This window comes from Xanthomonas sp. NCPPB 3218 (assembly GCF_056725185.1).
On sequence record NZ_CM161516.1, the window covers coordinates 699,047 to 723,837 of the forward strand.

At 62.9% G+C, this 24,791-nt stretch carries 24 protein-coding genes; 15 read left to right on the plus strand and 9 right to left on the minus strand.

Translation table 11 applies throughout. The annotated features are described in order from the left end of the window. Window positions 1-179: 179 nt before the first annotated feature. Both AC1PLS_RS03055 and AC1PLS_RS03060 read left to right on the plus strand, forming a co-directional pair. On the plus strand, window positions 180-1,169 hold the full coding sequence (locus AC1PLS_RS03055; protein ID WP_481104190.1) for a hypothetical protein: 990 nt from the start codon (window positions 180-182) through the stop codon (window positions 1,167-1,169). 124 nt (window positions 1,170-1,293) lie between these two features. After that, a complete protein-coding gene (locus tag AC1PLS_RS03060) occupies window positions 1,294-1,887 on the plus strand; it encodes a hypothetical protein (RefSeq protein WP_184230241.1) in 594 nt (197 codons plus the stop codon). A 62-nt stretch (window positions 1,888-1,949) separates the two neighbouring features. On the opposite strand, the gene AC1PLS_RS03065 is transcribed toward AC1PLS_RS03060, so the two are convergent. Next, the gene (locus tag AC1PLS_RS03065; RefSeq protein ID WP_184432253.1) at window positions 1,950-2,861 is read right to left on the minus strand and encodes an HNH endonuclease; all 912 of its coding nucleotides are present in this window, start codon (window positions 2,859-2,861) and stop codon (window positions 1,950-1,952) included. 614 nt (window positions 2,862-3,475) lie between these two features. On the opposite strand from AC1PLS_RS03065, the gene AC1PLS_RS03070 reads away from it, so the two are divergent. From AC1PLS_RS03070 to AC1PLS_RS03090, 5 genes are all read left to right on the plus strand, one after another. Further along, the gene (locus tag AC1PLS_RS03070; RefSeq protein WP_065032170.1) at window positions 3,476-3,892 is read left to right on the plus strand and encodes a SymE family type I addiction module toxin; all 417 of its coding nucleotides are present in this window, start codon (window positions 3,476-3,478) and stop codon (window positions 3,890-3,892) included. A gap of 146 nt (window positions 3,893-4,038) precedes the next feature. Next, window positions 4,039-4,638: a hypothetical protein gene (locus tag AC1PLS_RS03075; protein ID WP_221237727.1), complete on the plus strand. Its 600-nt coding sequence runs from the start codon at window positions 4,039-4,041 to the stop codon at window positions 4,636-4,638. Between the two features lie 34 nt (window positions 4,639-4,672). Continuing rightward, window positions 4,673-5,827, plus strand: a complete 1,155-nt coding sequence (locus tag AC1PLS_RS03080) for an XVIPCD domain-containing protein (RefSeq protein ID WP_260300060.1) — start codon at window positions 4,673-4,675, stop codon at window positions 5,825-5,827. Window positions 5,828-6,159: 332 nt separating this feature from the next. Next, window positions 6,160-6,498 (plus strand): hypothetical protein, encoded by a 339-nt coding sequence (locus AC1PLS_RS03085; RefSeq protein ID WP_184432251.1) that lies wholly within the window; start codon window positions 6,160-6,162, stop codon window positions 6,496-6,498. A gap of 3 nt (window positions 6,499-6,501) precedes the next feature. After that, window positions 6,502-7,368 (plus strand): DUF6973 domain-containing protein, encoded by an 867-nt coding sequence (locus tag AC1PLS_RS03090; RefSeq protein ID WP_184432248.1) that lies wholly within the window; start codon window positions 6,502-6,504, stop codon window positions 7,366-7,368. 130 nt (window positions 7,369-7,498) lie between these two features. Here AC1PLS_RS03090 and AC1PLS_RS03095 read toward each other — a convergent pair whose 3' ends face one another. Continuing rightward, entirely contained in the window at window positions 7,499-7,732 is a 234-nt protein-coding gene (locus AC1PLS_RS03095; protein WP_481104191.1) for an ankyrin repeat domain-containing protein, read from the minus strand. After that, window positions 7,708-9,606 carry an ankyrin repeat domain-containing protein gene (locus tag AC1PLS_RS03100; protein WP_481104192.1) on the minus strand — a complete coding sequence of 633 codons (1,899 nt, stop codon included), beginning with the start codon at window positions 9,604-9,606 and terminating at the stop codon, window positions 7,708-7,710. Before AC1PLS_RS03100 ends, AC1PLS_RS03095 begins: the two co-directional genes overlap by 25 nt. A gap of 329 nt (window positions 9,607-9,935) precedes the next feature. On the opposite strand from AC1PLS_RS03100, the gene AC1PLS_RS03105 reads away from it, so the two are divergent. Continuing rightward, on the plus strand, window positions 9,936-10,856 hold the full coding sequence (locus AC1PLS_RS03105; RefSeq protein ID WP_449368059.1) for a hypothetical protein: 921 nt from the start codon (window positions 9,936-9,938) through the stop codon (window positions 10,854-10,856). Between the two features lie 174 nt (window positions 10,857-11,030). Here the strand turns inward: AC1PLS_RS03105 and AC1PLS_RS03110 are convergent, their stop codons facing one another. After that, a complete protein-coding gene (locus AC1PLS_RS03110; RefSeq protein ID WP_481104193.1) occupies window positions 11,031-12,527 on the minus strand; it encodes a hypothetical protein in 1,497 nt (498 codons plus the stop codon). Between the two features lie 165 nt (window positions 12,528-12,692). Continuing rightward, window positions 12,693-12,980: a transposase gene (locus AC1PLS_RS03115; protein WP_481104473.1), complete on the minus strand. Its 288-nt coding sequence runs from the start codon at window positions 12,978-12,980 to the stop codon at window positions 12,693-12,695. Here AC1PLS_RS03115 and AC1PLS_RS03120 point away from each other — a divergent pair. Further along, window positions 12,942-13,169, plus strand: a complete 228-nt coding sequence (locus tag AC1PLS_RS03120) for a hypothetical protein (RefSeq protein WP_481104532.1) — start codon at window positions 12,942-12,944, stop codon at window positions 13,167-13,169. The two genes, AC1PLS_RS03115 and AC1PLS_RS03120, sit on opposite strands and share 39 nt — an antisense overlap. A 29-nt stretch (window positions 13,170-13,198) precedes the next feature. Here the strand turns inward: AC1PLS_RS03120 and AC1PLS_RS03125 are convergent, their stop codons facing one another. Both AC1PLS_RS03125 and AC1PLS_RS03130 read right to left on the minus strand, forming a co-directional pair. Then, window positions 13,199-13,402 carry a hypothetical protein gene (locus AC1PLS_RS03125; protein WP_167708364.1) on the minus strand — a complete coding sequence of 68 codons (204 nt, stop codon included), beginning with the start codon at window positions 13,400-13,402 and terminating at the stop codon, window positions 13,199-13,201. A 62-nt stretch (window positions 13,403-13,464) separates the two neighbouring features. Next, a complete protein-coding gene (locus AC1PLS_RS03130) occupies window positions 13,465-14,397 on the minus strand; it encodes an AraC family transcriptional regulator (RefSeq protein ID WP_104576627.1) in 933 nt (310 codons plus the stop codon). A gap of 90 nt (window positions 14,398-14,487) precedes the next feature. Between AC1PLS_RS03130 and AC1PLS_RS03135 the strand changes: the two genes are divergently transcribed. The 6 genes from AC1PLS_RS03135 (at window position 14,488) to AC1PLS_RS03160 (ending at window position 22,271) form a co-directional block, all read left to right on the plus strand. Further along, window positions 14,488-15,321: an oxidoreductase gene (locus AC1PLS_RS03135; protein ID WP_481104194.1), complete on the plus strand. Its 834-nt coding sequence runs from the start codon at window positions 14,488-14,490 to the stop codon at window positions 15,319-15,321. A gap of 137 nt (window positions 15,322-15,458) precedes the next feature. Then, a complete protein-coding gene (locus AC1PLS_RS03140; protein ID WP_126965214.1) occupies window positions 15,459-15,689 on the plus strand; it encodes a hypothetical protein in 231 nt (76 codons plus the stop codon). Between the two features lie 322 nt (window positions 15,690-16,011). Continuing rightward, the gene (locus AC1PLS_RS03145; protein WP_226426886.1) at window positions 16,012-16,584 is read left to right on the plus strand and encodes an RNA polymerase sigma factor; all 573 of its coding nucleotides are present in this window, start codon (window positions 16,012-16,014) and stop codon (window positions 16,582-16,584) included. Window positions 16,585-16,634: 50 nt separating this feature from the next. Then, window positions 16,635-16,997 (plus strand): DUF4880 domain-containing protein, encoded by a 363-nt coding sequence (locus tag AC1PLS_RS03150; RefSeq protein ID WP_481104195.1) that lies wholly within the window; start codon window positions 16,635-16,637, stop codon window positions 16,995-16,997. Between the two features lie 681 nt (window positions 16,998-17,678). Continuing rightward, entirely contained in the window at window positions 17,679-20,126 is a 2,448-nt protein-coding gene (locus AC1PLS_RS03155; protein WP_481104196.1) for a TonB-dependent receptor plug domain-containing protein, read from the plus strand. Between the two features lie 132 nt (window positions 20,127-20,258). Further along, a complete protein-coding gene (locus tag AC1PLS_RS03160; protein WP_481104197.1) occupies window positions 20,259-22,271 on the plus strand; it encodes an Atxe2 family lasso peptide isopeptidase in 2,013 nt (670 codons plus the stop codon). 68 nt (window positions 22,272-22,339) lie between these two features. Here the strand turns inward: AC1PLS_RS03160 and AC1PLS_RS03165 are convergent, their stop codons facing one another. Beyond that, window positions 22,340-24,073 (minus strand): lasso peptide isopeptide bond-forming cyclase, encoded by a 1,734-nt coding sequence (locus tag AC1PLS_RS03165; RefSeq protein ID WP_481104198.1) that lies wholly within the window; start codon window positions 24,071-24,073, stop codon window positions 22,340-22,342. Then, a complete protein-coding gene (locus tag AC1PLS_RS03170; protein ID WP_481104199.1) occupies window positions 24,073-24,747 on the minus strand; it encodes a lasso peptide biosynthesis B2 protein in 675 nt (224 codons plus the stop codon). Before AC1PLS_RS03170 ends, AC1PLS_RS03165 begins: the two co-directional genes overlap by 1 nt. Window positions 24,748-24,791: the final 44 nt, after the last annotated feature.

Sequence of the window (24,791 nt, forward strand, 5' to 3'; positions counted from 1 at the left end):
AGGCCATCCAAATATTTGAGTCAGTCGCCTGAAATTTGCTTGAGAGGTGAATCTAACTCCGCTAACGCCCAGCCGTGTATGGCACGTTAATTACTCTTTGGCTCGCTAAAGTGAGATTTTGATCATGTATTTAAATTAAATGCTATTTTTATTCTTAAGTTGGAGGGGCATATGCCGCTATGGCATGCGATACGCGCGAAGAGAATCAGATGAGAACGGAATTAGCTTACAGCGAAGAATTTAACGACATCATCAACGCGGAACGGGCTTACGAGCTCTATTGGGCGGATATCATCACTGATAAGCGAGCATTCTGCTGCCCAGGCGAGGCCTGTCCAGCACGCTACACCTGCGCGAATTTAGACACGCCTGAGCTGGAACTCAAACAACAGCCGCACTATCGTGTCCAGCGTGGCCACGATACTCACACAGCTGGCTGCCCATTTGAGGACGATGTCGAAAAAATTTTGGGGTCGGGAGTTGGGAAGGGACGAAAAGCGGACGCGGGTTCGCCGGCACCGGACCGATTTCTCGTGAGTCGTCCTGCAGATCACTTTAAAGCCCAAGCTGCAATTCCTGGTGGAACCGGGGGACTACGAGGTCATGGTGTTGGGGGCGGAAGTGGTGGACTTCGCAGCAGACGTACAGATTTCTACTCAGTGGCAGCGCTTGTCTCACGATGGATTAAAGCAAGGACCGCCGGAGTAGACGCAGACCAGACGATCCGGGTCGGTGCTAATCAAGCTATCACCTACAAGGAGATGTTCGAGTGTATTTTTTCTAAGCGTCCCCAGCTTAGTGGAAAGGACCGCGTTTATTGGGGGACCGCTTCTATAGCGGAAGAAGAGAAGGGGTTTAGAATTAGATTTCGTGATGCAATTGAGTCCGTTCTGCCTGGGACTAAATTGCCACGAAAGGTTCGTCCTTCGCTAATGATTTGGAGGAGTGATTTGCAGGCTTCAGAGATGAAAAAGTTGCACGCGAAGCGTCTGATGCGATTCTCGTCAAGCGGTGAACCCTGTGTAGTCTTTGTGTACGGTGTTCCATTGGTAACAAAGGGGAGGGATGAGAGTGGTCTCTACGTAGATTTTAAGGTGAAAAATTTGGATCTTATTGATGTTGAATCAATGGATATATACGAGAGAATTAAGCGCCCGCCTGCCAAGTAGGGTTTTAGGATGTGTGACGGGACTTCTTGTTGCGAGCGCTTAGATGACTGTGTAGCGTAAAGTGCTGACGGGCTTCTTCGTGATGGGGTGATACAGCTGGATCCTTGATAGGGGTTTTGAGGAAATGGATGCAGTAATCAAGCAACTAATACAGGCCGGTGGTCTATCGTTAGCCGTTCCGATGATAATCATTGTGCTAGGAAGCGTTCTTGTGAAGGGTGGGTTCAGTCTGCACCGATCGCGGAGCGCAGACCGAAAAGATTTTCTCGATGCGTTCAGAGATATAGAGGGACGCAGCGACCTATGGCTATGTGTAAGTGTTCGTCATCTGTTCGGGGAATATCTGCCTACAATTTTGATTCGTAAGCTGATGATTAGTCAGAATCCTGGTAGAGCACTACTTGACGTCTCGGACGGATGGAGCCTTTTTACGTTCGACGTGGCGACATCGCAAGTACATTGGCGTAATCCAAAGAACATCAGTGCGATCACTCGAAAGCGCAAGGTGCTGATGCTAAATGTGGGGTATTTCTTGCTGGGCTGCCCAGGGCTTTTTCTGGCCTATTGGATTGTTACTGGAAAATTGGCTCAGCAGTTTGCAGTCGTAGCTTGGGTCTACGTTGCATTGGCTGCCATCGGCGCAATTACCTGTTTGATCAACGGAGATCAACTGAAAGATGCCGGTCGAGCTGCAGAGTGGCTGGAAATTGGGGGTTAGAAATTTCGGCCAATATCTATCGATTTCCGTCGACTGCAGGGAATACGGTCTATCGTAGACCCCTAGATTTCGAAGCGATTTTTCCTGTGCCACTCCAGGTAAGCTTGGTGTGGCCGCAGTGCTAAATCCTTAGGGAGGATGAGGCGACGATCCCTAACGATCAGCCTGTCGAGTTCATCAGGCACTCCTTGTGGCGATACGAGAATGTCGTAAGTTGGAGAGATGGAAATCAAACCACGGTCGAAGAGCCAGTGGGCAGTTCCTGTGAGCGCGATGCCGTTACGCACCGTGTCTGGGCCATTCGCTTCCACGGGGCGAATGTGTGCAGCCTGTACTTCTGGCCTGCCGCCCCCGTTGATTAGCCTCAGGCCAGTGACCGAGCAAGTGTTCTCGTAGGCAGTTCTGACATGTCTGCGAAAGGCCACATCTCGGAATGTTCTGTTTGTCAGGCGTTGAACAACGCTTCTCTCTGCATAGATAGGGGCTCCGTGCTCACTGATCCGGAGCCCTACGGAGTCGATAGCAGAGTCTTGACGCTCCCACGATTCGATCGGGGCGGACATGCCTTGCCTGATGATTGCATCGAACTCTTCGGGGCTGATGCCGCGTACTGACCTGCCGAATGCCCCCTTGTTTGTTGACCCATCTTCCTTCTTCAGCATCGACTCGTAGTAGTGGCCGTTCTGAGAGAATGGAACTGCACGATCAAATTCTATGAACTCCCCCAGTCGCGCATAGAAGCAATCTTGGTGCATCGGGTCTGGATCGACTGAGAGCAGCCGTGCGCAAGCAAAATACGCGCTGCGTCCAGTCGCGCTGTGAGGGCCAGAGGTCCGCCTCGGTTCGTAGTAAATGATCAGATCGCCAAGCGCTGCACTGACCGCGCGAAGGTAGATTGAAGGGAAGTGATAGCGCTCCTCAATCCTGTCGTCATATGCAGAACTCTCGGACGCAGTGAAAACGGCATGGGTCATGGTCATCCTCGCTGCGCACCAGGTTAGCAAGTTGATGCTCGAAGATGTGGAGCCGGTTCAAAGCTTCTTTCTTGGCCGCTTGTTTTAGTGGTTGACAAGCTTTCTTTGCCAGATGCAAGCTCTCCAGCAAGGAGCGTCGAAACTCCTCACACAGCGGTACCCACCTCCGTCAAACCGGTGGGTTTTTTGTGCCTGCATCCTGCAGGTACAAGCCGACGCGATGCCTGCGTCGGGAGGGCGGCTAATACAACACCCGCAAGGGGAATACGCCCGCCGGCTGTGTGCGGTTTCGAACCTCCCGACATCCCGTCGCCGTTGGCGGCGGTTCTTGGGTTGTTCCAGGAGGGCGTTGCCATGTCTACCGCACCATCCATGCCGGCATCTGTGCCGGTTGATCTGTTGCCAACCTCCGCTCACCGCCTGCGGTGGGATGTGGGCGATGTGCTGCGCCGGCTCGTCGCACGCGCAGCTGTTGAGCAGGTGAGCAACCATTCCGCGCATCTGAGTCGCCAGCTCGGTGTGTTGTCGCGTATCTCACGCCGCCGGCTCGCATGCGGTGCCGTGGCGCTGCAGCAGCGCGTCGCCGCATCTACCAACCATCACCCGGAGGCGCCATGACACGCCGCCGCCCACCCACGGCATCTGCCAGCGCACGGCCCACCCGCACGCGTACGCGCCCCGCACCGCCCAAACGGGTGCAGTGGGTTGTGGTGGAACCCGACCGCACCAAGCTGCCGCCGATGCTGCCGCCCGACCCGGACGCCTCCCCGCAAGGTCCCGGCACGCTACGCGCACCCCGCCGCGCCCGCCGCCCACGCCAATGCACCGTTAGCTACACCCATTACCCCGGCGCCCACGACCATGCCGGCGACCAGCACGTACCCCACGTCCGCCTCAGCGGCCTATGGCTGGAACAACTGGGCTTTGCCATCGGCACCAAGCTGCGCATCACCGCCAGCGAAGGGCAGCTGCTGATGGAGGTGTTGCCGCCGGTGGAGGTGCCTGCAAAGCAACTTAGGGCGCGTCGGTGAGCGCCGCCCGCCGCATTGAGCTGAATCCGTCGGCCGCTAGCCGATCTTGCGAACGCAGAACCACGTGAAGTACTTGCTGCCGCCGCCTGATTTGAGGTCATTGACGTGTTAAATTTCAGCGACACTCTTAGCGCAGGATCAGAGAGATGGCCCTTCACCTTGGGAAATCCCATGGCCGGCAAGTTAACCAAGGACGTAATGCCTTCCCTCAGGTAACGTTGTTACCAATTGTACTGCTGGCACTATGCACCTTTCATGCGGGATGTGCCCCCGGCACTCCACGCGATCAATCGGCCGTAGCGGCTGCAAAGCCCTCCGTTGAAACCAGGAGCAAAGACGTGACGGAACGCCTCAAGCAAGATGTAGATCGTTTGATCGCAACTGACTTCCAAGATAGCGCTGCCATCAGTGCTCAACTTCACACTCAACTCGGACCACCCCAGTTAGACGAGGAAAGAGAGTTGCGTGTCAGCGAGAGTGGTGTACTGGCAGGTGAGAAATTGCAGCGCGTTGAATTCAGTAATGCAACAGATGATCCATCGCGTGGAAAGTTGTTGATCGATTTTTCTCCACCTGGTCCAACCTTTGTGCATGCCCCCTGGGCAGATGCTATGCCCTATCCACCACGTCCGGATGCACCCGATTCGAGAGCATATTGGGTGATGACGGTTGACCGTACAAAAGTCACTTTTGGTCTGACTGAAGACCAGGCGCACCTAAGTTATATCTCGATCAATAAAATGTGACTAAAGGCTTAGTTGCTCAAGCAAAGGAAATGCGATGGAAGGCAATGAAGAATCAAAAATTCCGCAACCTAAGCAGGTGGGTGCATCATCTGCCGGCGCACCGCCCACCTCACCGCTGAAAGACCCCGCACTTACTCCGTTTCTTGCTCAGTCACCTACGCTACAAGCAGGCTTATCTCAGCTCAAGCGTGATGGCATAGGCGTTGTGTGGGGTAATGCAGGCGGCGGCACTTACATAGTGCCTGACAAGGAGATCGTGATTGACCAGAATGCGATCGGCAAGGGCGGGCGACTCGCCGCATCGCTCTCGCATGAGATTGGTCATCATCGGTTCGCCGAGCCTCCTGATTATTCGTCCAAACAAGCTTATGTGAGTAACATGCTCCGCGGCGAAGCTGCAGCAACGCTCAGTAACGCACTGGTTCGGCGTGAGATTTTGAATAATCAAGGGCCAGATATTGGTATCGCTGGTAGCGGAAATAGGCCGCAGCAGTACGAAGCAATTGCCGATCAACAAATGGCAGGCCACATCACTCGCAATGCGGCGTTGAATCAGATCGCCCAGATATTCAAGACGGAACAACCTTCGGTTGGGCCAAGTAAGACATACGAGCAATATTATGGCGATTACTACGACAAACACATTGTCCCCTGGAAGCTTAAACAAGGGCGGCCGGAGCCCGGAGCCGTTAGTGATATCGCTTCTTCTGATGTGAAGCAGGGTGGACTTGGCACTGAATCACCCTTGACACCACCGAAGACCCCGTTGTTGCCCTCACAGCCAGGCCATGCGGACCACACGCTGTACCAGCAGATCAAAAGTGGTGTGATGCAGCTCGATGCCCAGCACGGCAAAGAGTGGGACGGGGCAAGCCAGCGCATGACTGCCAGCCTGCTTGCGCTGGCAAAAGAGGAAGGGTTGTCGCGGGTGGATCATGTAGTGCTCAACAACCCAACAGGTCAGCTGGCCGGTGGCGAGAAGGTCTTTGTCGTCCAGGGCGCCCTCAACGACCCGGCACACCAGCGCGCACACATGCCGACGGTGGACGCCGTGCAGGCACCAGAGAACCAGTCGTTCGATCGCCTGCAGGCAATCAACCAGACTCAGGCCCAGGCGCGTGAACAGCAGCAGGCGCTGGAGCAGTCGCAGCAAGCTGTTACTCAGACAGGACCATCAATAGCGCGCTGAGATATTCCATGTCGTCGGTATTGCTGTCACTGAGTGCAACTGACTTGTCTATTGTGTCGTTGATCCACCTTTACAGAGCTGTAATCAGATGGGCGACTACTCAAATCCAATGTAATTGTCTGATCGAAATCTCCAGGAATTTCTTGGCAGGCGTGGGCCGGAATTCGCTAGAAGGGGGCGTCGCTATTCCTGCAAGGATGCGTGTGCTTTGTGCTTCTGGTAAAACATCGCTTTACCGCTGGAAGGGGCCGCGCTGTATGCCATTCGCTATCTTCCCTCATTACTTTTCGGCATCGGCCGCAGTGGTTGTTGCCACCTTTGCAGGATGCGCCATGAATGAGCCACCGATTTCAAAGGAACAGTTTTCCGAGCATGTTGTGACGCTGCTGGCCGGCAAGGACTCGGCGGTGGTTGAAGCCGGCAAGCTGACCGATTTCCCTTGGAAGACGCTGTGCTTCGAGCGCGATGACAGCCTGTTGCTGAAGTTCGATCGCGACGGAGAGACATCTGTGCTGCCGTTGCCCTATGAAGAGTTCTTCGTGGATGAGGCACATGTTGCCAATTCACTGGAGGACAGCTGTGTCACGCCATCCGATCGCATCCTGATCAAGAAGAAGTATCCGGGCTATCAAGGGCCTATCGAGTTTCAGAAGGCAGCGCAGGGAGGCTAGGCCATGGTTGATGTCACTGATCCAAAGGGTGCCAAGCGTGAGATTGAGCAGGAAGCCTATCGGCACTACGAACATCTGAGCGGCATCACCTTGGCAAAGCGTCCCGATGGCACCTTCCAATCGCAGGGGCACAACGACGAGCTCGATGCCTTTCGGCATGCGTATACCAGCGGCCGTGTCACCCAGCTTGCGTTAGGTCAGCAATGGATCGCACGCAGGTTCGGGGATGATGCCGAGATTGGGCCAGCCCATCCAAATGATCCCTACGAACATCGCATGGATCTATGGAACAACGAAGCCGGTCGCCGGCTTGGCGATCAGACCTCCGGGCAGGATGAGCTGGCGCGACAGGCCTACGCTGCGCTGCGCCAGGGCGATCTGGCGACCGGTTTGAACGACCCGCGGCTCAGGCAGCTATTTCCCGACGATCCACGCCTGGCGCGGCCCCAGGGAGATCCTCAGCGTGATCTTGTGACCAGCGGCGATGTTGACCGGATCAACAAGGATGTATCGCGCCTGCAGGACCAGGCGCATGACAGGTTCCCAGACACGCATCCGGATCGTGCGTATTTCAATACGCTGCGTGGGCAGCTGCCTGCATCGGTGTCCGACACCAAGGTGGCCGAGGTCATGATTGCCGCAAAGCAGGCGGGTGTGGAACGGGTCGACCAGCTCGCAGGCGCCGTCCTACGTGACGACCACATCTTCGTGTCTGGCAAGACGCCAGGATTTCGTGCGCAGGTAGACGCGAACACTCCGGCACCTGATATGCGGCAGAGTGTTTACACCGCCGATCAGCACAATGCCGTCCAGGCCTACGACCAAGCGCAATCGCAGGCGACACAACAAGCATCTGCGCCTGGACGCTAGGCGGCCCAGTGGGAGGTTGGTGGTAGGTACTGCCGACGTGCTGCCTTCGACGGCTGAGTCATCAAGGGAAGGCCGGCGCGCGCATGCTGATGCGTGATGTCTGGCTCCGGTAATGGTCAGCGCATGACGCTCACCGCAATGCCGCCCGCACCGTCTGCAACGAGGCGGCAAACAGGTCGACGGCGCGCTTGCCATCGTTGTCCTTGATGGTTTTGTCGGCACCCCGGGCCAGGACGAGGGCGTAGTTGGGCGCGCTCTCATCGTTGCTTTCCTGTTCGGCGGCGTAGTGCAGCAGGGTGCGGCCCCTGGCGTCGCGCGCGTTGATGTCGATCCCCAGGCTCAGCAGAAAATCGAGAAAGGCCACTTCCTTCGGGAACGTGTGGCGCGGGAGCCAGTGACGGGCGGTGAGGTATGCAGCAGGGTTTGCTGGCCCGGTTGCAGGGCCAGCGGGTCCAGCCCCTTGCTCATGATCAGGCGCACCAGGTCCGGCTGGAAGCAATAGGCCAGCGACGAACGGCCATCGGCGTCGGTGCGGGTGGCGTCTGCGCCCAGTTCCAGCAGCGCGGTGATGGGGCTGTCGCCATCGAGCGTGTGGGAGAGCAGCGCCGACTGCAGCGGTGTGTAGTGCTGCGAGTCGTCGGTGTTCTGTGCGATGGCCTGCGCGTTGATGTCGGCGCCGCCGGCGACCAGCACGCGCACCTTTTCGCCGGTGCTGGCGGTGTGCAGCGGCGTGGTGCCGTGGATGTCGCGTGCGTTGGGATCGGCGCCGTGTGCCAGCAGCACGCTTGCGGTGGCCACGCCGCCCCAGCCGAGCATGGTGGTGCCGTTGTCCCAGCGTGCGTCCGGGTCGGCGCCGGCGTCCAGCAGCGCTTCCAGCATGTCCAGATAGTCCTGCAGGCTGAGGTGGTTGCGCAGCTTGCTGTCGACGTCTTTCACCGCCTCCTCGCTGGCCTGCTGCAGGGCGCGCTTGGCGGCGCGATAGCGCGCGCGGGTCTGTGCGTCCTTGGCTTGGGCGATCATGCCATCCAGTGAGTCGAGGCTGCCGATGCTGATGCTGTCGATCAGGTGCTGGCGGTAGTGCGCGCGCGTCATTGCGGCGATCGGCCCGCGGGTGACCACCAGGTCGTGCAGCGGCCAGTAGCGCTGATTGGCCCAGCCGTTGACGCGTGCGCCGTGCGCGATGAGCCAGCGCACGGTGGCTAGCGTGCCGTGTTTGACCGCGGTATTGAGCGGCAGCAGCCGTGTATTGAGCGTTGCGCCGGCCTTGAGCAGGCGCTCGATCATCGCCGTGTTGTCGTGCCGGGTGGCGTAATGGATGGCGGTGGAAAACTCCTGGTCGGATGCGGTGTGTTCCATCAGCCAGTCGTTGTCCGGCGTGCAGTCGGGGACGGCGCCTGCCAGCAATGCGGCCTCGACGCCGACGAGTGAATTGGCGCGTGCGGCGTCCAGCAATGCGCGATCGGCAGCGCTGCGCTCCACGATCGGCAGCGGCGGCGTATCGGGGTCGGGTTGCGCCGGGTCGCGTTGCAGCCAGGCCAGCCACGCCTTTGAGCCCTGGTTGCCGGCATCCAGGTAGAAGGTGTCGTCTTTCTGGCCGTTGCCGAAGCGCATCCACGAGGCCCATTCGGTGCCGGCCATGCCTAGCGCCGACATCTGGCTGATGAAGCTGAAGAAGTCCGGCGCCAGCGCCAGGCCGTGCAGCATCTCCAGTTCGTGCGAGAAATAGCGTACCGGTTGCCTGGCCGGATCCGCATGCGTGGTGTCGATGGTCAGCCAGTCGCCGTTGATGAGGTTGTAGAAAGCGAACTGGTGTTCCCACAGTGCAGGACTGTTGGGTGCCTCGGACAGATCGCGCGTGGCCAGCTCCTGCTTCCAGTCCAGGAAGACGGGCAGGGCCATCGTATCGATGTGCGTCAGGCTCCACACCGTGTCGCGATTGCAGCTCATCGACGGCAGGTCTTGCTGTTCCATCGCGCGCAGATGCGAGGGCACGTACCAGCCGAAGCTCACCTCCGCCGACAGCTCGCGCAGGACGCGACGCAGTTGGGCGGGGATCGGCAGGCGGTGACGGCGTTCGAGCGATAGCAGCTGGCGTTCTGTCGCAGGCGGGGCGATCCGTAGCGGCGTCACCTGCCAACGGCGCTTGCGGGCGATGGCTTCCATCCAGCGCCATTTCGCCTGCCAGTGCGTCCAGCGCGTCTGCAGGGCGCTGTCCTGCGTGGTGCAGGCGCCGAGCACGCCCGCTGTCGCCAGGGCGACGAGGCCGGCTTCGAGAAACTGACGACGGGTGACCTTGCTCAGGTGCGGTTCCTCGCAGAAGGCGTAAGAGACAGCTGCGTGCGGGGCAAAGGATAACCCGCGAGGCAATCGGTGCCCGGCGGCAGGCAACGTGTACGCGACACACCAGGGCGCGACGCTGGAATGCCTGCAGCGCAGACCTTGCGCTCTGTTGCCTGGGCTCGATAATCGGCACGACACCGTGCGGCGGCTGCGATACGTGCTGCCTGCAGCCAGATGTGGCTGGACTGCATCGGTGCGGGAGCAGCGTCAATCCACGGAGGATGCAGATGCAATCGACATCGCAGATGGAAGACAGGTTCACCCCAGCCACACGGCTGTATGTCCTGCTGGCGCGGGACGCACGCACCGGGGTGATCTTCCGGCGTGGGCCCAGCAAGCAGGTACAGCTGATCCGCTGGGACTTGCGCACGGACACGTTCGAGCACGGGCAGTGGTTCAAGGGCCGCATCTACGAGCGGCGTTGCGACCTGTCGCCGTCGGGCCGCCTGTTGGTGTATTTCGCGGCCAAGCACAAGGGCGATTTCGGAACCTGGACAGCGCTGTCGCGCCCACCGTTCTTCACCGCGCTGGCGCTCTGGCCCAAGGGGGATGCGTGGGGTGGCGGTGGTGCGTTTGAGGACGAGCAGACCTTGCTGTTGAATCATCGCCCGCAGGCAGGCCGCGAGCCATTTCCGCTGCCGACCGGCTTCGGTCTGAAGCACGGGATGACGGTGCGGCCGTTCGGGCAATGGTCCGGCGGTGGCGAAGACGAGCCGATCGACAGCATGCTGCGGCAGCGCGCTGGCTGGCGAACGCTCGACGGCGGTGAGGGCGAACGTGGCGGTTTGCGAAGCGGCGTGCTCTACGGCTTCACGCGCCCACGCGTGTGGGAGAAGGACGGCAGTGGCGGGCGTCGGCTGCAATCGCTGTTGCATGCCGTGGGGCGCCAGAACGATGCGTGGTATGCGCTGGATCATCGCGTGCTGGATCGCGACGGCGCCGTGCTGGTGGACCTGCCCGGCACCGACTGGGCCGACTGGGATGGCGGCGACCTGGTGTTCGCGCGGGGCGGCTGCCTGTATCGATTGTGCAAAAGCAATTTCCGGCGCTATTCCGAGCAGGGTGAGCAGGCGGCTCGGCTGCTGCATGACTTCAGCAAGGCGCGGTTTGCGCCGGTGGCACCCACAGCGGAGGCGCTACGCTATTGAGGGGCTGTGCGCGATGCCTGTGCGCTGCCGGCATTGCAGGCGGACAAGGCCTTGGAATGCGGCACCGCGTTGCCTGCGCGGCGCCGCGGCTTGCGGCAGCAAGATGTCGCAAGCAAGGCCTCCGTACACACGCCTGAGTCGCGCCAGCCGCGTATCGGCGGCGTGGTGGGGCAATCAGGCGCCATCGTTTGCGCGCAGGTGATCGAGCAGCAGCGGGTGCAGCAGCGGTGGCATGGGCGCAGTGCCTGCCCCGTGCTCCCACTGCTGCAGAAATGGCGCCAGCCATTGGCGATGCCAGACAGTTGGACGGGCGCGTGCGGCCAGCCGCTGGCGCAACTGTTCGACATGTGCGTTGGCACGTGTCTGTTCGCCGCACTCCAGGTGGAAGAACACGAATACCAGCAGCACGCTGTCCGGGCTGGCGAATATCACCTCGGGCGGCACCACGCCGTTGTCGTCGCCGTGTTCCAGCAGCTGCAGCCAGGTGTCGGCGGAGCGTTGGAACCAGGGGCCGGCCAGCTGATCGGTGATGCGCCTGAAAAAGTGCACATCCAGTGCGGGCAGTGCCGTCGCCAGACGGGCCAGGGCAGCGCTCAGCACGGCGTCGCTGTGGGCTGGATTCAGTGCCCAGCCGCCGTAGTCGCCCACGTCCGCGCTGTCCATGACCTGCTTGCCCAAGAAGGTGGCCGCATCAGCCACGCAATGCAGGTCATGCAGCTGCGTGGTCGCCGCGCGCTGCTGCCAGGCCAGCAGGCGGGCATGCTGCAGCCCCGCCTGGACCATCAGCTCGCCCAGGGTCGGGTCATAGCTGGCCCACAGACACTGACGGCTGCCGTCGTGGTCGCGGATCCATTGCCAACGATGGCTCGCTTCAACCGTGACAGCAGACCAGCCAGCAGCGCGCAGCGATGTGCCCAGGTGTTGCTCCACCAGTTGCGGGAGCAGCTCGCGCAGACGCACCTGCTGACGTGTGGCCTTGTCACGCGCAGTGCGTAACGCCGCAGGCGTGCGCTTGGGCTGCAGGAAAAACCGCAGACCCATCTCGCGCTCGATCTCACCGGAGGTGCCGCTGTCGGCCAGCCGCGGCACGGCCAGGTCCTCGGGCGCGCCACGGCGAGGCTTGAGCGCGCGGAGTGCGGCCAGCGCACGGATGGCGCGCAAGGTGTCGGAAGCGATCAGGCCGTCCAGGGTGGGGGCGATACCGTCGGCAGCGTCGAAGGTCTCGTCCAGCCAGCCGTTGACCAACAGGCCGTAGCAATCGGTGAATAACGCGCTGTCATCGGCCTGGTGGGCGAGATCGAGAACGTCCCCGAACACTTCTGCCAGCGGTAGCGTGTGGCCGGTGTCTGGTCGGCGGTAGACCACGCGTGCCTGGTCTTGCCATTGCAGATAGACCTCGCCCTGTGCATCCTCCAGCCAACCGGGCGCTTCGGCGGCCAGGGCCTGCGCGCGCAGGGTCGCATCGTCGATCTCCTCGACCGCCGTACGCACCAGCACGCCATTGCGCAGGAGCTCGGTGTGCACGCGGAACCAGGTCAGGCCGGTGTCGTAACGCGCCTGCAGCCCAAGCAGGCTACGCATGAGCGCTGCCTTGTGCGTGCGACTCAAGCTGCCGCGATCGACCAGCTGGACGCAGCGTTCGATGAACTCCTCGATAGCGTGTTGTGACATCCGTGCCTCCTGTACGTCAGTGCTCAACGTGCGGGCATCATCATGCCAGTGGTCCGGGCGACCGCGTGAGCGGGAAAGGTCGCGGGCGGGAGCCGTGCCGCCCGGCGCGGATCCGCTGCCTGTTCGTGCGCTGCTGCGCACTTTTCATCTCAGCCAATAACGGGGTCAGGTTAACTTATCAGTCGGCGGTGTTCGGTCTGCGTGGGCGATGAGCGGGCCTGACGCCGGCAAAGCGGTGGGTCTTGGCTTCGACCATTGCGCGGAAGGCGTCGTGGCCCAGGGCTCGCTGCTGCTGCAGATGAAGACGAATGCTGCGACGTAGTTTCGTCCAAGCCGCTGGATCAGTTGCCCGATCCGTCCCGCATCAGGTGGCGTGACTAGCAAGTGCACATGGTTGTCCATCAAGACGTAAGCGTGCAACTGGCAGCCTGTGGCGCGCAGGGCCTCATGCATCAGGTGCAGATAGCGCAATCGATCGCCATCATCCAGAAAGCAGGGCAACGGTTGTTCCCGCGCTGCACGATGTGCGGCGGGATGCCGGAAAAGTCGATGCATGGAAGTCTGGCCATGGCACAAGACTCGCAGCCCGGCGTTGGTGCTGATAGCGAGGAAACCCTCCCGAAAGCTGAGGCCGTAGCCTGAAATTTGGCTAGGAAGTGAACCTGACCCCGTTAGCGCAGCGTTTCCAGGCATGGCGCGTACTGGGCAGTCTTGTCTTGGACGATTGCCACGTCGTTGCGCATATTTCCCTCCTCGTCCCATCCCGGCGCCTGCCCGCACTGCGTCAGGACGGGAGACAGTGTAGAGAACGCTGCTTGATAGTCCTTGCGGTCGTAGCGCTGCTGAAATACCGCGCGTGCGCAGGCCGGCAACATGTGGTCTCCGCGCTCCTCCAAGCGGAAAGAGCCATGCGGTTTAATTGCCTCGGTTCCCTTAGCTAGTGCGAAGAGACGTACACCGCATCCGCAAATGCCTCGGGAATTGCAAACGTCTCCCGCATCCTCCGCGCCTCGGCCGCCGGCGTGGCACCAAACAACCGCCGGAACTCACGACTGAACTGCGATGGGCTGGTGTACCCCACCGCATGGCTCGCCGCTTCCGCCGTCAGCGATTGCCGCACCATCAACAACCGCGCCTGGTGCAGCCGCGTCGACTTCACGTACTGCATGGGCGAGACCTGCGTGATCGCCTTGAAGTGGCTCTGGAAGCTGGGCGCGCTCATGCCTGCTTCGCTCGCCAGTCGCGCCACGTCCAGGGGCTGCGGATATGAGGCGTGAATCAAACGTAGCGCCTGGCTGATGCGACCGAACTGGCCGCGCATGGCCAGTGCACTACGCATGGCGCTGCCCTGCGCGCCCGTCAATACGCGGAAATAGAGCTCGCGTAGCAGTCCCGGGCCGAGGACGGCGGCATCCAGTGGCTTCTGCATGGCCTCGAGGAAGCGCAGGACCGAATCGCGCATGGCGTCGTCCACGGGCGTGGACATCATGCTCTGCGGTGGCTGCAGAGTGTCGGCCTGGCCTTTGCGGTCGATCTGTTCCGCCACTTCCGCGGCGAGCGGGAAGTCGAGATGGAGGTAGAGGGCCAGCAGGGGGTGGGCCGGCGTGGCGTCCGTTTCCATCGTGAAAGGCACGGGCACCGAGACGGCGAGGTACTGGTCCGCGTCGTAAAGGTAGAGCTGGTCGCCGAAGTAGCCACGTTTGCGGCCCTGGCACACGATGACGATGCCAGGGTCGTAAAGCACGGGCGTGCGGGCAAGCGCCCGGTCGGAGCGGAGGATGCGGACGCTCGGCACCGCCGTGAGGTTATAGCCCTCGTTGGGTGCCAGTTCGCGCAGAAGTTTGAGCGTGCGAGCCTTCGGAGCATCCATAGGAATAGGCAAGAAGAAAAGCCAATTGTGACTTATCGACCTGGCAATGGTGGCGGATTATGCATTCCAAGACCAACCAACGGAGCACCCATGGGCAACCCGAAGACCCTCCTCATCACCGGTGTCAGTAGCGGTTTGGGCCGTGCCCTGGCCCGGCAAGCCGTCGCCCAGGGCCACGTGGTCATCGGTACCGTTCGCAACGCGGCGGCGAAACGCGTCTTTGAAGACCTCGCTCCCGGGAAGGTTCATGGCCGCCTCCTCGACGTCACCGACTTCGCCGCCATCGACGGCGTCATCGCCGAAGTGGAGGAGAATGTCGGCCCGGTCGACGTCCTCGTAAACAACGCTGGCTACGGCCACGAAGGCATCATGGAGGAGTCGCCTCTCGAGGAGATGCGCCGCCAGTTCGATGTCAACGTATTCGGCGCCGTCGCCATGATGAAGGCCGTGTTGCCGTACATGCGCCAGCGCCGCCGCGGCCACATCCTCAACATCACCTCGATGGGCGGCCACATCACCATGCCCGGCATCGGATACTACTGCGGCAGCAAATTCGCGCTGGAAGGCATCTCCGAGACGCTGGGCAAGGAAGTTGGTCCGCTAGGCATCGCGGTGACAGCGGTGGCGCCGGGTTCGTTTCGCACCGATTGGGCGGGGCGTTCGATGCAGCGGGCGCCGCGATCCATCGCGGATTACGACGCCATCTTTGATCCCATCCGCCAGGCCCGCGCGGAAAAGAGTGGCAAGCAGCCAGGCGACCCGGTGAAGGCAGCACGCGCGATGCTGAAGGTGATTGCCGCGGAAAATCCGCCGGCGCATTTGCTTCTGGGGAGCGATGCGTTGACGCTGGTGCGAGCCAAGCTGGCTGCGTTCGCAGCGTCCATCGCCGATTGGGAAAAGGTGACCATTTCAACCGACGGCTGAAGATGCGTCTCTGGTGCAGCGCACTTGCTAGCGAGGAGGGGGAGCGCGATGAGTCTTATCGCGAGCACCGATCGGCGCCCCTACAACACGGGGTAGCGGGGGTGGCACCGGGCAGGTAGTTCAGTTCATGAAGGGCAATGAACACCGATTCCGCGCTTCTGGCCCGTTTGCCAAAGGATGGAGTGACGGCTTTGGTGTTGATGAAACCAGACTTGGCGGACGATGCGTCGTACGAGTGCCGAACGACGTCGGTAGCAATCGGCCTTGTTGCTTACAAACCTCACGTCTGGATCGTGTCCGCCACGTCGGATCTCGCACCAGCTGGAAGAACGGATGACCCGTATCTGGAAAGGGCAAGCATCTGGTGATTTCTGACGGCGAATCGGTCATGCAGTATCGCCGGTGCAAGTGACAGGGTTGAGGTGTGCAGCACGTGTGTGTTGATGTGGACGGAGGCTGACTGACGCGCAAGACGTAGGGGGTTAGCATCGCTTGCCGTCATAGAGGAAGAGGTGGGGCTGCGGTTCGGGGTGCGGCGCCCACCACCCACTCTCCATCTTTCGGCTGCACTGCTCATGTTCAGATCCACTTGCATGACCCTCGCGCGCGCGTTGCGCTGGTGCGTCGTGTCGCAGGATGCGTGGGGAAGTTGGTGGGCAGCGGCACTTGGCCGAAGGCGCGGCGATCACGATGAGCTCGCGTGACGGGCCGCCCATGGCGCGCGGGCAGCCGTCGCTCGCCGAGAGGGACCGTCTCCGCGCCGAGTTCGACCAGGCATTGGCCGCATTGCATGCCGAGCTGTTGGTGTACCTGCGCCGCCGTACGCGCGATGCCGAGACCGCTGCAGACCTGGCGCAGGAGACCTTCTCGCGGATGATGGTGTACCGCGATGCGCCCAACATCGGCGACCGCCGGCTGCTGATGTACCGCATCGCGCACAACCTGGTGATCGAGCAGCGGCGCTCGCGTCAGCGGCGGCTGGCGGCGCAGCACGTGTCGCTGGACCAGGTTGCACCGATCAGCGCCGACGAGGCCGGCGTGGACGAGATTGCCGATGCGCGCCAGACACTCGATGTGCTGCTCAAGCGCACCTTGCTCGAGCTGCCGCCGAAGTGCCGGCTTGCGTTCAAGCTCAGCCGGTTCGACGGGCTCACCTATCCGCAGATCGCCGCGAAGATGGGGATCTCCACCAAGATGGTGGAGAAGCACATCAGCCGTGCGCTGCTGGCGTGCCGCGCGGCGGTAGGGGAGTTGCCGCAGTAACCGGGCTGCAAAGCGGCTGGCTGGCGCCGCCGGAAGATGCTGGTAGCATCGTGCGCGGGGGCGCAGCAGACGGCCCGTCGGGAGTCACCAGCCATGCGTGCTCCGGGCGCATCCACGCGCAGGCGGCCGCCTATCTCGTTCGACGCGGCAGCGAGACTGCTGCCGAGCGCGCTGCGCGCGAGGCGTGGCTGGCTGCCGATCCGCGCCATCGTGCGGCCTACCAGCAGTTGCTCGACGTGGACGAACACGCGTCGGCAGTGCTGGATGATCCCGAGTTGCAGGCCGCCACTGCACGCGATCTGGAACTGCTGACGCCGGCCTCTGCCCGGCGGCGTCGCTGGCCCTGGCTGTTGCTGGCAGCGATGCTGGTTGCCGCGATCGGCTACGCGGTGCATCACCTGCTGGTGCAGTAGCGCGCACTCAGCGCTCGGCACTCAGCAAACCGCACTGCGTGTTGCAGAAGCCGTTGAATGTGCGCTCTGTTGCAGCGCTGCCTGCATATTGCACACGTTACTGGTAGGGCATTGCGCTTGCGCAACATCACTTGTTGTCGGGGGACGCAATGGCGATGGTGCCGCGCCCAGGACGCGAAGGATGCACATGCAAGCACGACGGGCAGTATCGGGGAGCGGTGTCGGTTTTGATCATGCACGCAGCAGACTGGCAGTGGCGGTGGTCTCGCTGCTGTCGCTGCACAACCTTGCGGCGCAGCAACGCACGGCGGTGAAACGCGTGCAAACCCCAGCGGTGGAAGCGGATGCGCAGCGCGGTGATGCGCCTGTGCACGCAGCCACGGCCGGCATGCTCTGGTGATGGCGATGCAGGCGTAGTGGACGCGTAGCAGGTAGTGGGGAAAGGGCAATTGCATACACAGCGATGACGTGTCGGGCCCGGATGGGTGCCGAGCCATTTTGCGTGCGCAATGATTGCTCGAAAATCAAACAGTTAGTGATACTGGTCGCTGCTCGCCGCGCTGCGGTGCCCGCGTTTCAGCAGTCGGGTGCAGGACCGATCTTGCTCAGCTGGCGATGCGCGCCGGGTCGACCCGGAGTGCGCCGTCGGCGGGCTAACCCAGGCAAGCCAAAGGACGCAGCATGAAGACACGCACGTTACGCAACGCCATTTCCATCGCCCTGCTAGCCGTGGCGAGCGGGGCGGCAGGTGCGGTGGGGGCACGGGCAGCGACAGCGCAGGGGGCGACGCAAGCTCCGGCAGCGGCGCAGAAAACGCCGGCAGCCGTGGCACCGAACGCAGGCGAGCCGCCCAGGCCCGGCTCGCCGGAGACTGCGAGTGCGGCGGCCGCGCCGGCACAAACCGCCGCGACCGAGTTGGAGTCCATCGAAGTCACCGGCACGCGCATCAAGGGCGGTGCAGTTCCGTCGCCGGTGATTTCGATCAGCGCGGCGCACATCCATGAAGAGGATTTCAGCGATCTGGGCGAGGTGATCCGCAGCGTGCCGCAGAACTTCTCCGGTGGACAGAACCCGGGCGTGCTGAGCGGCAATCTGGCCGGGGCCGGCAATGCGAACCAGAACATGACCGGCGGCGCGAGCCTCAACCTGCGCGGGCTGGGCGCCGATGCCACGCTCACCCTGCTCAATGGGCGCCGGCTGGCCTATGGTGGATTCACCCAGGCGGTGGACCTCAGCGCGATCCCGGTGGAGGCAGTGGAGCGGCTGGAGATCGTGGCCGACGGTGCGTCGGCAATCTATGGGTCGGACGCGGTGGGTGGCGTCGGTAATGTGATCCTCAAGCGCGACTACGACGGGGTGAGCGTTGGCACGCGCTTCGGGCGGGCCACGCAAGGCGGGCTCACCTCGCGGCAATACAGCGTTACGGCCGGCACCACCTGGCGCAGTGGTGGAGTGATCGCGACCTATCAGGACGCGTCCGCAGACCCCATCTACAGCCGTCAGCGTAGTTACACCACTCAACTCACCGACCCGTCCACGCTGTATCCGGGCAGCGACCTGCGCAGCGGGCTGCTGAGTGCCTACCAGGCGCTGGGCGACAACGCCGAATTGCGCCTGGATGCGTTACGCACTGAACGCGACCAACTGCATTTTTACGCTGTCAGTGGCCGCAACAGCCGGGTCACTCCGACCACCACCAGCCTGCTGCTGTCACCGAGCCTTGTGGCGTGGTTGCCCAACGACTGGACGCTGACATTGGGCGCCACCGACGGCAACAGCAAGCACGATCAATACCGTCAGGAAACGGCGCTGGCCAGCGGTGCGGTGAGCGTGACCGACCTGTGCTATTGCAACGACAGTCGCAGTTACGAGCTGGGCGCCGAAGGGCCGCTGGTCGCGCTGCCGGCAGGCGATGCGCGCCTGGCCACCGGGGTGGGGTATCGCAGCAACACGTTCCGCAACGTCAACCACGTCAGTGGCGTGGAGACGATCGACGGCAGCGAAAGCGCGCGCTTTGCCTATGCGGAGCTGAACCTGCCGGTGGTGGGCCCGGCGCAGGGCGTGCCCGGTGTGCAGCGACTGACGCTGACAGCGGCGGTGCGCGGGGAGGACTACAGCAGCTTCGGCGGGGTGACGACGCCCAAGTTCGGTGTGCTGTATGCGCCTGGCAGCGATGTGACGCTCAAGGCCTCGTGGGGCAAGTCGTTCAAGGCGCCCACGCTGTTCGAGCGCAACTACGCGCAGGAGGCGTGGCTGTTCCAGCCGGGCGCGTTCGGCGGGGTAGGCTTTCCCGCTGGCACGACGGTGCTGGTGGCCGATGGCGGCAATCAGGATCTGCAGCCGGAGCGCGCCATCACCCGCTTGGTCTCGCTGGCCTGGCACCCCGAGGCGTTGGATGGCCTGGAGGCGGAGCTGACCTGGTTCGGGGTGGACTACAGCAACCGCGTGTTGCAGCCGATCGCCAATGCCAGCCAGGCGTTGCGCAATCCGATCTACGCACCCTTCGTGGACCGCACGCCGACGCCGCAGGCGCAGGCCGATGTGATCGCGCTCGCCAGCCGGTTCTCCAACTTTGCCGGCGTCGCCTACGACCCAAGCCGGGTGGCGGCAATCATCTACACGCAGTACGCCAACGTGGCGCAGCAGGACATCGAGGGTCTGGACCTGAGCGGTAGCTACCAGGTGGCGTTGGCGCGCGGCACGCTGACCTTGCGCGGCTCGGCGAGCTGGCTGGACAGCACGCAGCAGACGTTGCCCGCGCAACCGACGTTCGATCTGTCCGGCACGCTGTTCAACCCGCCCAAGCTGAGCAGCCGCGTGGGCGCGGTGTGGAAGCAGGGCGGGCTTACCGCCTCGCTGTTCGGCAACTACCGCGGCGGGGTGCGCAACCGCGCCGACGGGGTGGAGTCGGCATCGTTCACCACATTCGATATGGCGTTGCGCTACGCCACCGGCGCACGCGGCGATGCGTGGGCGGGGCTGGAGTTCGGTGCGTCGGTGGACAACGCCTTCGATCGCGATCCGCCGTTGTATCGGGTGACCTCGCCGCTGTACGTGGCGCCGTACGACTCCACCAACTATTCGGCGATTGGTCGCTTCGTGAGCGTGTCGGTGTCCAAGCACTGGTGATGCGTGGGCTGCCTGCTGCAGCCGATGTATTGGCGATGGTCCTTGAGCGTTGCTGAGAGGAGTGTGTGTGTGAGGAATCACAAACCATGGCGCCTGCTGCTTGCAGGCGTGCTGATGGCGGCAGGTGCATGCGTGGGACACGCGCAAACGGTATCGTCCCAGCGATTGCTGGAGGTGGTGGATATCGGCAGCCCCACGCTGTCGCCGGATGGCCGCAGCGTGGCCTTTCGCACCGAGCAGGCAGCGGTGCAGCGCAATACCTACGACAGCGTCTGGTACGTGCAGGGCCTGCAGGACGCTGCGCCCAGACGCATTGCCGATGGCGGCGTGCCCTTGCGCGATTCGGCAGGCGGGTCCTTGCCTGCAAAGGTGCTGTGGTCGCCGGATGGGCGCTGGCTGTACTACCGCGCGTTGATCGATGACGTGATTGCGGTGTGGCGTGCGGCGGCGGACGGTTCCGGCGCGCAAGCGGTGACCCACGATGCGGCCGACGTGCAGGAGTTTTCGCTGGACGCGGATGGGCGGGTGCTGCGTTACCGCGTCGGTGCCACGCGCGCGCAGGTCATGGCGGCCGAACAGGACGAGTATGCGCAGGGCATCCGGATCGACGAGACGGTGCCGCTCGGGCAGGGCCTGTTCCGCTCGGGCAATGTGCAAGGACGCCTGGCGACGCAGCGTTTCGGCACGGTGTGGTTTGATCGCACCGGCTTGTCGGCGGATGTGCAGGAGCATTGGGTGGCGCTGGACCTGGCGACGGCAACCACGCGGCCACTCGCCGCTGCGCAGGCGCCCGCGGAGGAATCGCCCGTCAGTACGCACGGTGTCGACGGTGACGTGTGGCAGTCCGTGCCTGCGCCCGGTGGTGCGGTGGCGGTGTTGTCGCGTGTGGGTGATGGCAAGGGCCAGCTATTCCGTCCGCAGGTGGCGCTGTCAGTCCTGCCCGGTGCACACGCCCGCAAGGCCGTGCGCTGCACCGCGGCGGCCTGCGTGGACAAGGCAATCAGTGCAGTGCAGTGGCGCCCGGGGAATGCGGAGGTGCTCTTCACCATCACCGATCCTGCATTGGGCCTGGCGCAATCCATCCAGCGCTGGAATCCGGCCACCGGGCAGGTGCGGTTGGTGGTGCAGGGGCGCGGTTTGATCAATGGCGGGCGTGACCCGGCGGCACGCTGCGGTGCCTCGGCCGTTGCGCTGGTGTGCGTGACAGCCGAAGCCGATCGCCCGCCGCGTCTGGAACGTATCGGCCTGGACGATGGCACGCGGCAGGTGCTGTTCGATCCAAATGCGGAGCTTGCAGCGGACATGGCGCGTGCAACGCCTGCACGGCTGTTGCAGTGGAGCGATGCACGTGGGCGGCGCTACAGCGGGCAGTTCTTCGCGGCACACGGTACCGGCGCGGGCAAGCCGCCGTTGTTCGTCACCTACTACAGCTGCCCTGGCTTCGTACGCGGTGGCGTGGGCGATGAGTGGCCGCTCGCCGCGTTGGCGCAGGTCGGCATCGCAGCGCTGTGCATCAATCAGCTGCCCGGCTACACCATGGATGCGGTGGAACGGCACGGCGAAGGGCTGGCGGCGGTGGAAAGCGCGGTGGCGCTGTTGTCGTCACAGGCCGGCATCGATCGCACGCGGGTGGGCATGGGCGGGCTGAGCTTCGGCGGTGCGGTGACCATGTGGACGGCCACTGAGTCGAACCTGCTGGCCGCCGCTTCGGTAGCCAACCCGGTGGTGTCGCCGTCGTACTACCTGTTCGGCAGCATGAAGGGCGAGCCCTTCCTCAAGGGGCTGCGCGACATGTGGGGCCTGGGTGCACCGGAGCAGACACCCGAGCGATGGAAAGTGTTGTCGCCGGCGTTCAAGCTGGAGCGGATTCGCGCGCCGATCCTGTTCCAGCATTCCGAGCAGGAGTATCTGTACGCGCTGGATTATCTGATTCCCCTGCTGCGTGCGCAACGCGCCGAGTTGTACGTGTTTGCGAACGAGCCGCACCAGAAGTTCCAGCCGCAGCACAAGTTGGCCGTATATGCGCGCAACGTTGATTGGTTCCGCTTCTGGTTGCAGGACTACCAGGACGCTGCGCCGGAAAAGGCCGCGCAGTATGCGCGCTGGCGCGCAATCAAGGCGGCACTGCCGTCGCGTGGCGACTAGCGTGTGTGGCGCAGCTGACGCTTGGCACGTTGGCAGCTGCGCCACGCACCTACGCAGTGCAGGCAACCTCAGCGCTGATGACGGACCCAGTTCTCGACCGCACACAGGTCGAAGATGCGCATGACGCTGTGGTCGCCGTCGGCCACTGTGTGGTCGAAATGGTGGCGCAGGGCATCGGCGTCCAGCAGCCCCTGGCCTGCAAGCCGACCCTGCAGCAGATAATCGCGGATCTGCTGCCTGCCCCGACGATAGACCGCGCCGGAGTAGTTCATGAAGGTGCCTTTGCTGCGGCGATGCAGGATCTGCGCAGGCAGCACATCCGCAAACGCATCGCGTGCGACGGCGCGATTGCGGCCGCCAGCGATCCACATCCAGCTCGGCACTGTCAGGCAGGCCTCCACCACCGGTTGCGAGAGCAGCGGCATGCGCAGGTGCCACGATGCACTGCGCGCCAGTCCATCACGGAACACCTGGGTGCCGGCCAGATCGACGATACGTTCGCGGTCGCCGGGCAGGCTGTCGGGTGGGGCATCGAACCAGGGATGCGATTGCAATGGAATCTCAGCCTGCGTGCCTGGCAGGAACGATCGCTCCGGCTTGCGTGGCGGTCCGGCCTTGGCGAGGAGTTTCTTGATCGTCAACCTGCCTGCTTTCCACAGCGTGCACTGGTGCAGTTCGGCAAGTGCATGGACTGCGCTGAAGCCGGCGCGCAGGCCGCCTGCACGGAAGGCGTCTGCGGCGGGCGCGGCGGTTCTGGTGTTGCAGAACACGGTGTCGCCACCGCCGCCGGAAAAGAAACTGGTGATGGCCAGCTGCGTGCCGATCGCTTCTTTCAGCGCATTGGAGGCATGCTGCAGAAACCAGGTGCTGGGCGCGACCGCATGTGCCGGCGGTGCGAAATCGACCGGTGCAGCGTCGAACCCCAGGGTGCGCACGATCAGCTCGGTGCCCAACAGATCGCTCATCTGCCGGGCATAGTGCCGCTCGTCGGCGCCAGGCACCGGCGTGACCAGATTGCAGCACGCCACGCGCGCGGTGGTGTCTTTCAGGCATGCAGCCAGGATGGAGGAGTCCAGGCCGCCAGAGAGTTCCAGCAGCACGGACACATCGGTCCGCGCCCAACACGTGACGCTGGAGGCGACCGCCTGACGCAGCTGTGCCCGTGCGTCGAGTGGGTCGTGCCGGCGCCGAGAGGCTGCGACGAAATCCCAGGGGTTCCAGACTTGCTCGACACGGCTGCGGTTGGACTGCAGACACAGCTGGCTGCCCGGCAGCAATTCGCGTATGCCGACAAGCCCGGTGCGCTCGGTCTTGAGGTGCGGGTAGTGCAGATGATGGGCGATGGAGTCCCAGTCGATCTCACGCGTGTACACACCGGCATGCGTGGCGATCGAAATGTCTGAAGTGATGAAGCCATGCTGTAGCGCGTAAACGCATGCCACGCCGCCGGAAGGCTCGCGCATGACGGTGATGGCGCTCGGGTCCGCGCGCGGTGCATGCAACAGCAGGTACTCGCCCCAGTGCGTCTCGATCAGGTGCCGCGTCCGCTGTGCTGCGGACAACGCATGCAGCGATGCGCCGTCCAGCAATGGGGCGTTGTCGCGCTGCGAAAAGACATGGCCGATCAGTGCGCCACCACCAGGCAGGTCGAGCACGGGCGTGTCGTCTGAGGCATACAGGTCGATGTGCCCAGCGCGTTGCCGTAGCTGTAACCCGATCTGGCGCAACGACGCATCGACGCCGGCGCCTTCGCCATCGCGGTGCACCTGCGCATGGTTGAACAAGGCGATGTAGCGGTACATCACACCACCCGGATGGGGGTATGCGCGTGGACGTTGCCGACCGTGTCGTTCAGGACCAGATCGCCTGTCTGTACCCAGCAATGGGCCGAAAACGGATCGAGTGCGACTCCGAAGACAAGCTGGGCGTCGAGCTGGCGCCTACGCAGGAATCTTGCCAATGCGACTGAATCGAGCAGGCAGCGCATCTCGACCGGCACCCACACGCGTGCTCGCTGGAAGGTGGACGCTGCATCGGTGAGCCGTTGCTCGAGTCCGGCGAGCGAGCGTTGCTGCATCCCCCGACGCTGTGCTCCAGCGGAGAGGCTGCCAAGTACCCTGCCAAGCGGGGTGCGCTTCAATGCCAGGCGTGTGGACAGCACAAGTGCCAGCACCTCGAGCTTTTCAAGCAGCTGTGGTCGTCGCGCCGGTACAGGCATTTCCATCGCGCTACGCAAAACAGGCATGACGGGAAGCTGCGGGCCGGCGGTCGCTTGCGACCGCTCCACCAGCAAGCCCCGTTCGACAAGGTCGTTGATCTCCAGGTCCGACACCGGGTCATGCGCCAGGTAGGCGAGCAGGGAGTGCTCCAGTGCATGGGGCAGGCGGAAGTAGCGGTCGTTGCCGACATCCAGGAACACCAGGCGCTCGCCGATGCGGCAGAACGCTAGGTCGTTGCGCAATGTGTAGCGGTGCATGGCGCTGTCCTTGAGAGAGAAGGGGCGCACCGTTGCAGTGCGCC

What these genes read in the sequence shown, in the direction of transcription:
- AC1PLS_RS03055 (WP_481104190.1), top strand. Translation starts at nt 180, where the DNA reads ATGGCATGCGATACGCGCGAAGAGAATCAGATGAGAACGGAATTAGCT.
- AC1PLS_RS03060 (WP_184230241.1), top strand. Translation starts at nt 1,294, where the DNA reads ATGGATGCAGTAATCAAGCAACTAATACAGGCCGGTGGTCTATCGTTA.
- AC1PLS_RS03065 (WP_184432253.1), bottom strand. Translation starts at nt 2,861, where the DNA reads ATGACCCATGCCGTTTTCACTGCGTCCGAGAGTTCTGCATATGACGAC.
- AC1PLS_RS03070 (WP_065032170.1), top strand. Translation starts at nt 3,476, where the DNA reads ATGACACGCCGCCGCCCACCCACGGCATCTGCCAGCGCACGGCCCACC.
- AC1PLS_RS03075 (WP_221237727.1), top strand. Translation starts at nt 4,039, where the DNA reads ATGGCCCTTCACCTTGGGAAATCCCATGGCCGGCAAGTTAACCAAGGA.
- AC1PLS_RS03080 (WP_260300060.1), top strand. Translation starts at nt 4,673, where the DNA reads ATGGAAGGCAATGAAGAATCAAAAATTCCGCAACCTAAGCAGGTGGGT.
- AC1PLS_RS03085 (WP_184432251.1), top strand. Translation starts at nt 6,160, where the DNA reads ATGAATGAGCCACCGATTTCAAAGGAACAGTTTTCCGAGCATGTTGTG.
- AC1PLS_RS03090 (WP_184432248.1), top strand. Translation starts at nt 6,502, where the DNA reads ATGGTTGATGTCACTGATCCAAAGGGTGCCAAGCGTGAGATTGAGCAG.
- AC1PLS_RS03105 (WP_449368059.1), top strand. Translation starts at nt 9,936, where the DNA reads ATGCAATCGACATCGCAGATGGAAGACAGGTTCACCCCAGCCACACGG.
- AC1PLS_RS03110 (WP_481104193.1), bottom strand. Translation starts at nt 12,527, where the DNA reads ATGTCACAACACGCTATCGAGGAGTTCATCGAACGCTGCGTCCAGCTG.
- AC1PLS_RS03115 (WP_481104473.1), bottom strand. Translation starts at nt 12,980, where the DNA reads ATGCATGAGGCCCTGCGCGCCACAGGCTGCCAGTTGCACGCTTACGTC.
- AC1PLS_RS03125 (WP_167708364.1), bottom strand. Translation starts at nt 13,402, where the DNA reads ATGTTGCCGGCCTGCGCACGCGCGGTATTTCAGCAGCGCTACGACCGC.
- AC1PLS_RS03130 (WP_104576627.1), bottom strand. Translation starts at nt 14,397, where the DNA reads ATGGATGCTCCGAAGGCTCGCACGCTCAAACTTCTGCGCGAACTGGCA.
- AC1PLS_RS03135 (WP_481104194.1), top strand. Translation starts at nt 14,488, where the DNA reads ATGGGCAACCCGAAGACCCTCCTCATCACCGGTGTCAGTAGCGGTTTG.
- AC1PLS_RS03140 (WP_126965214.1), top strand. Translation starts at nt 15,459, where the DNA reads ATGAACACCGATTCCGCGCTTCTGGCCCGTTTGCCAAAGGATGGAGTG.
- AC1PLS_RS03145 (WP_226426886.1), top strand. Translation starts at nt 16,012, where the DNA reads ATGAGCTCGCGTGACGGGCCGCCCATGGCGCGCGGGCAGCCGTCGCTC.
- AC1PLS_RS03155 (WP_481104196.1), top strand. Translation starts at nt 17,679, where the DNA reads ATGAAGACACGCACGTTACGCAACGCCATTTCCATCGCCCTGCTAGCC.
- AC1PLS_RS03165 (WP_481104198.1), bottom strand. Translation starts at nt 24,073, where the DNA reads ATGTACCGCTACATCGCCTTGTTCAACCATGCGCAGGTGCACCGCGAT.
- AC1PLS_RS03170 (WP_481104199.1), bottom strand. Translation starts at nt 24,747, where the DNA reads ATGCACCGCTACACATTGCGCAACGACCTAGCGTTCTGCCGCATCGGC.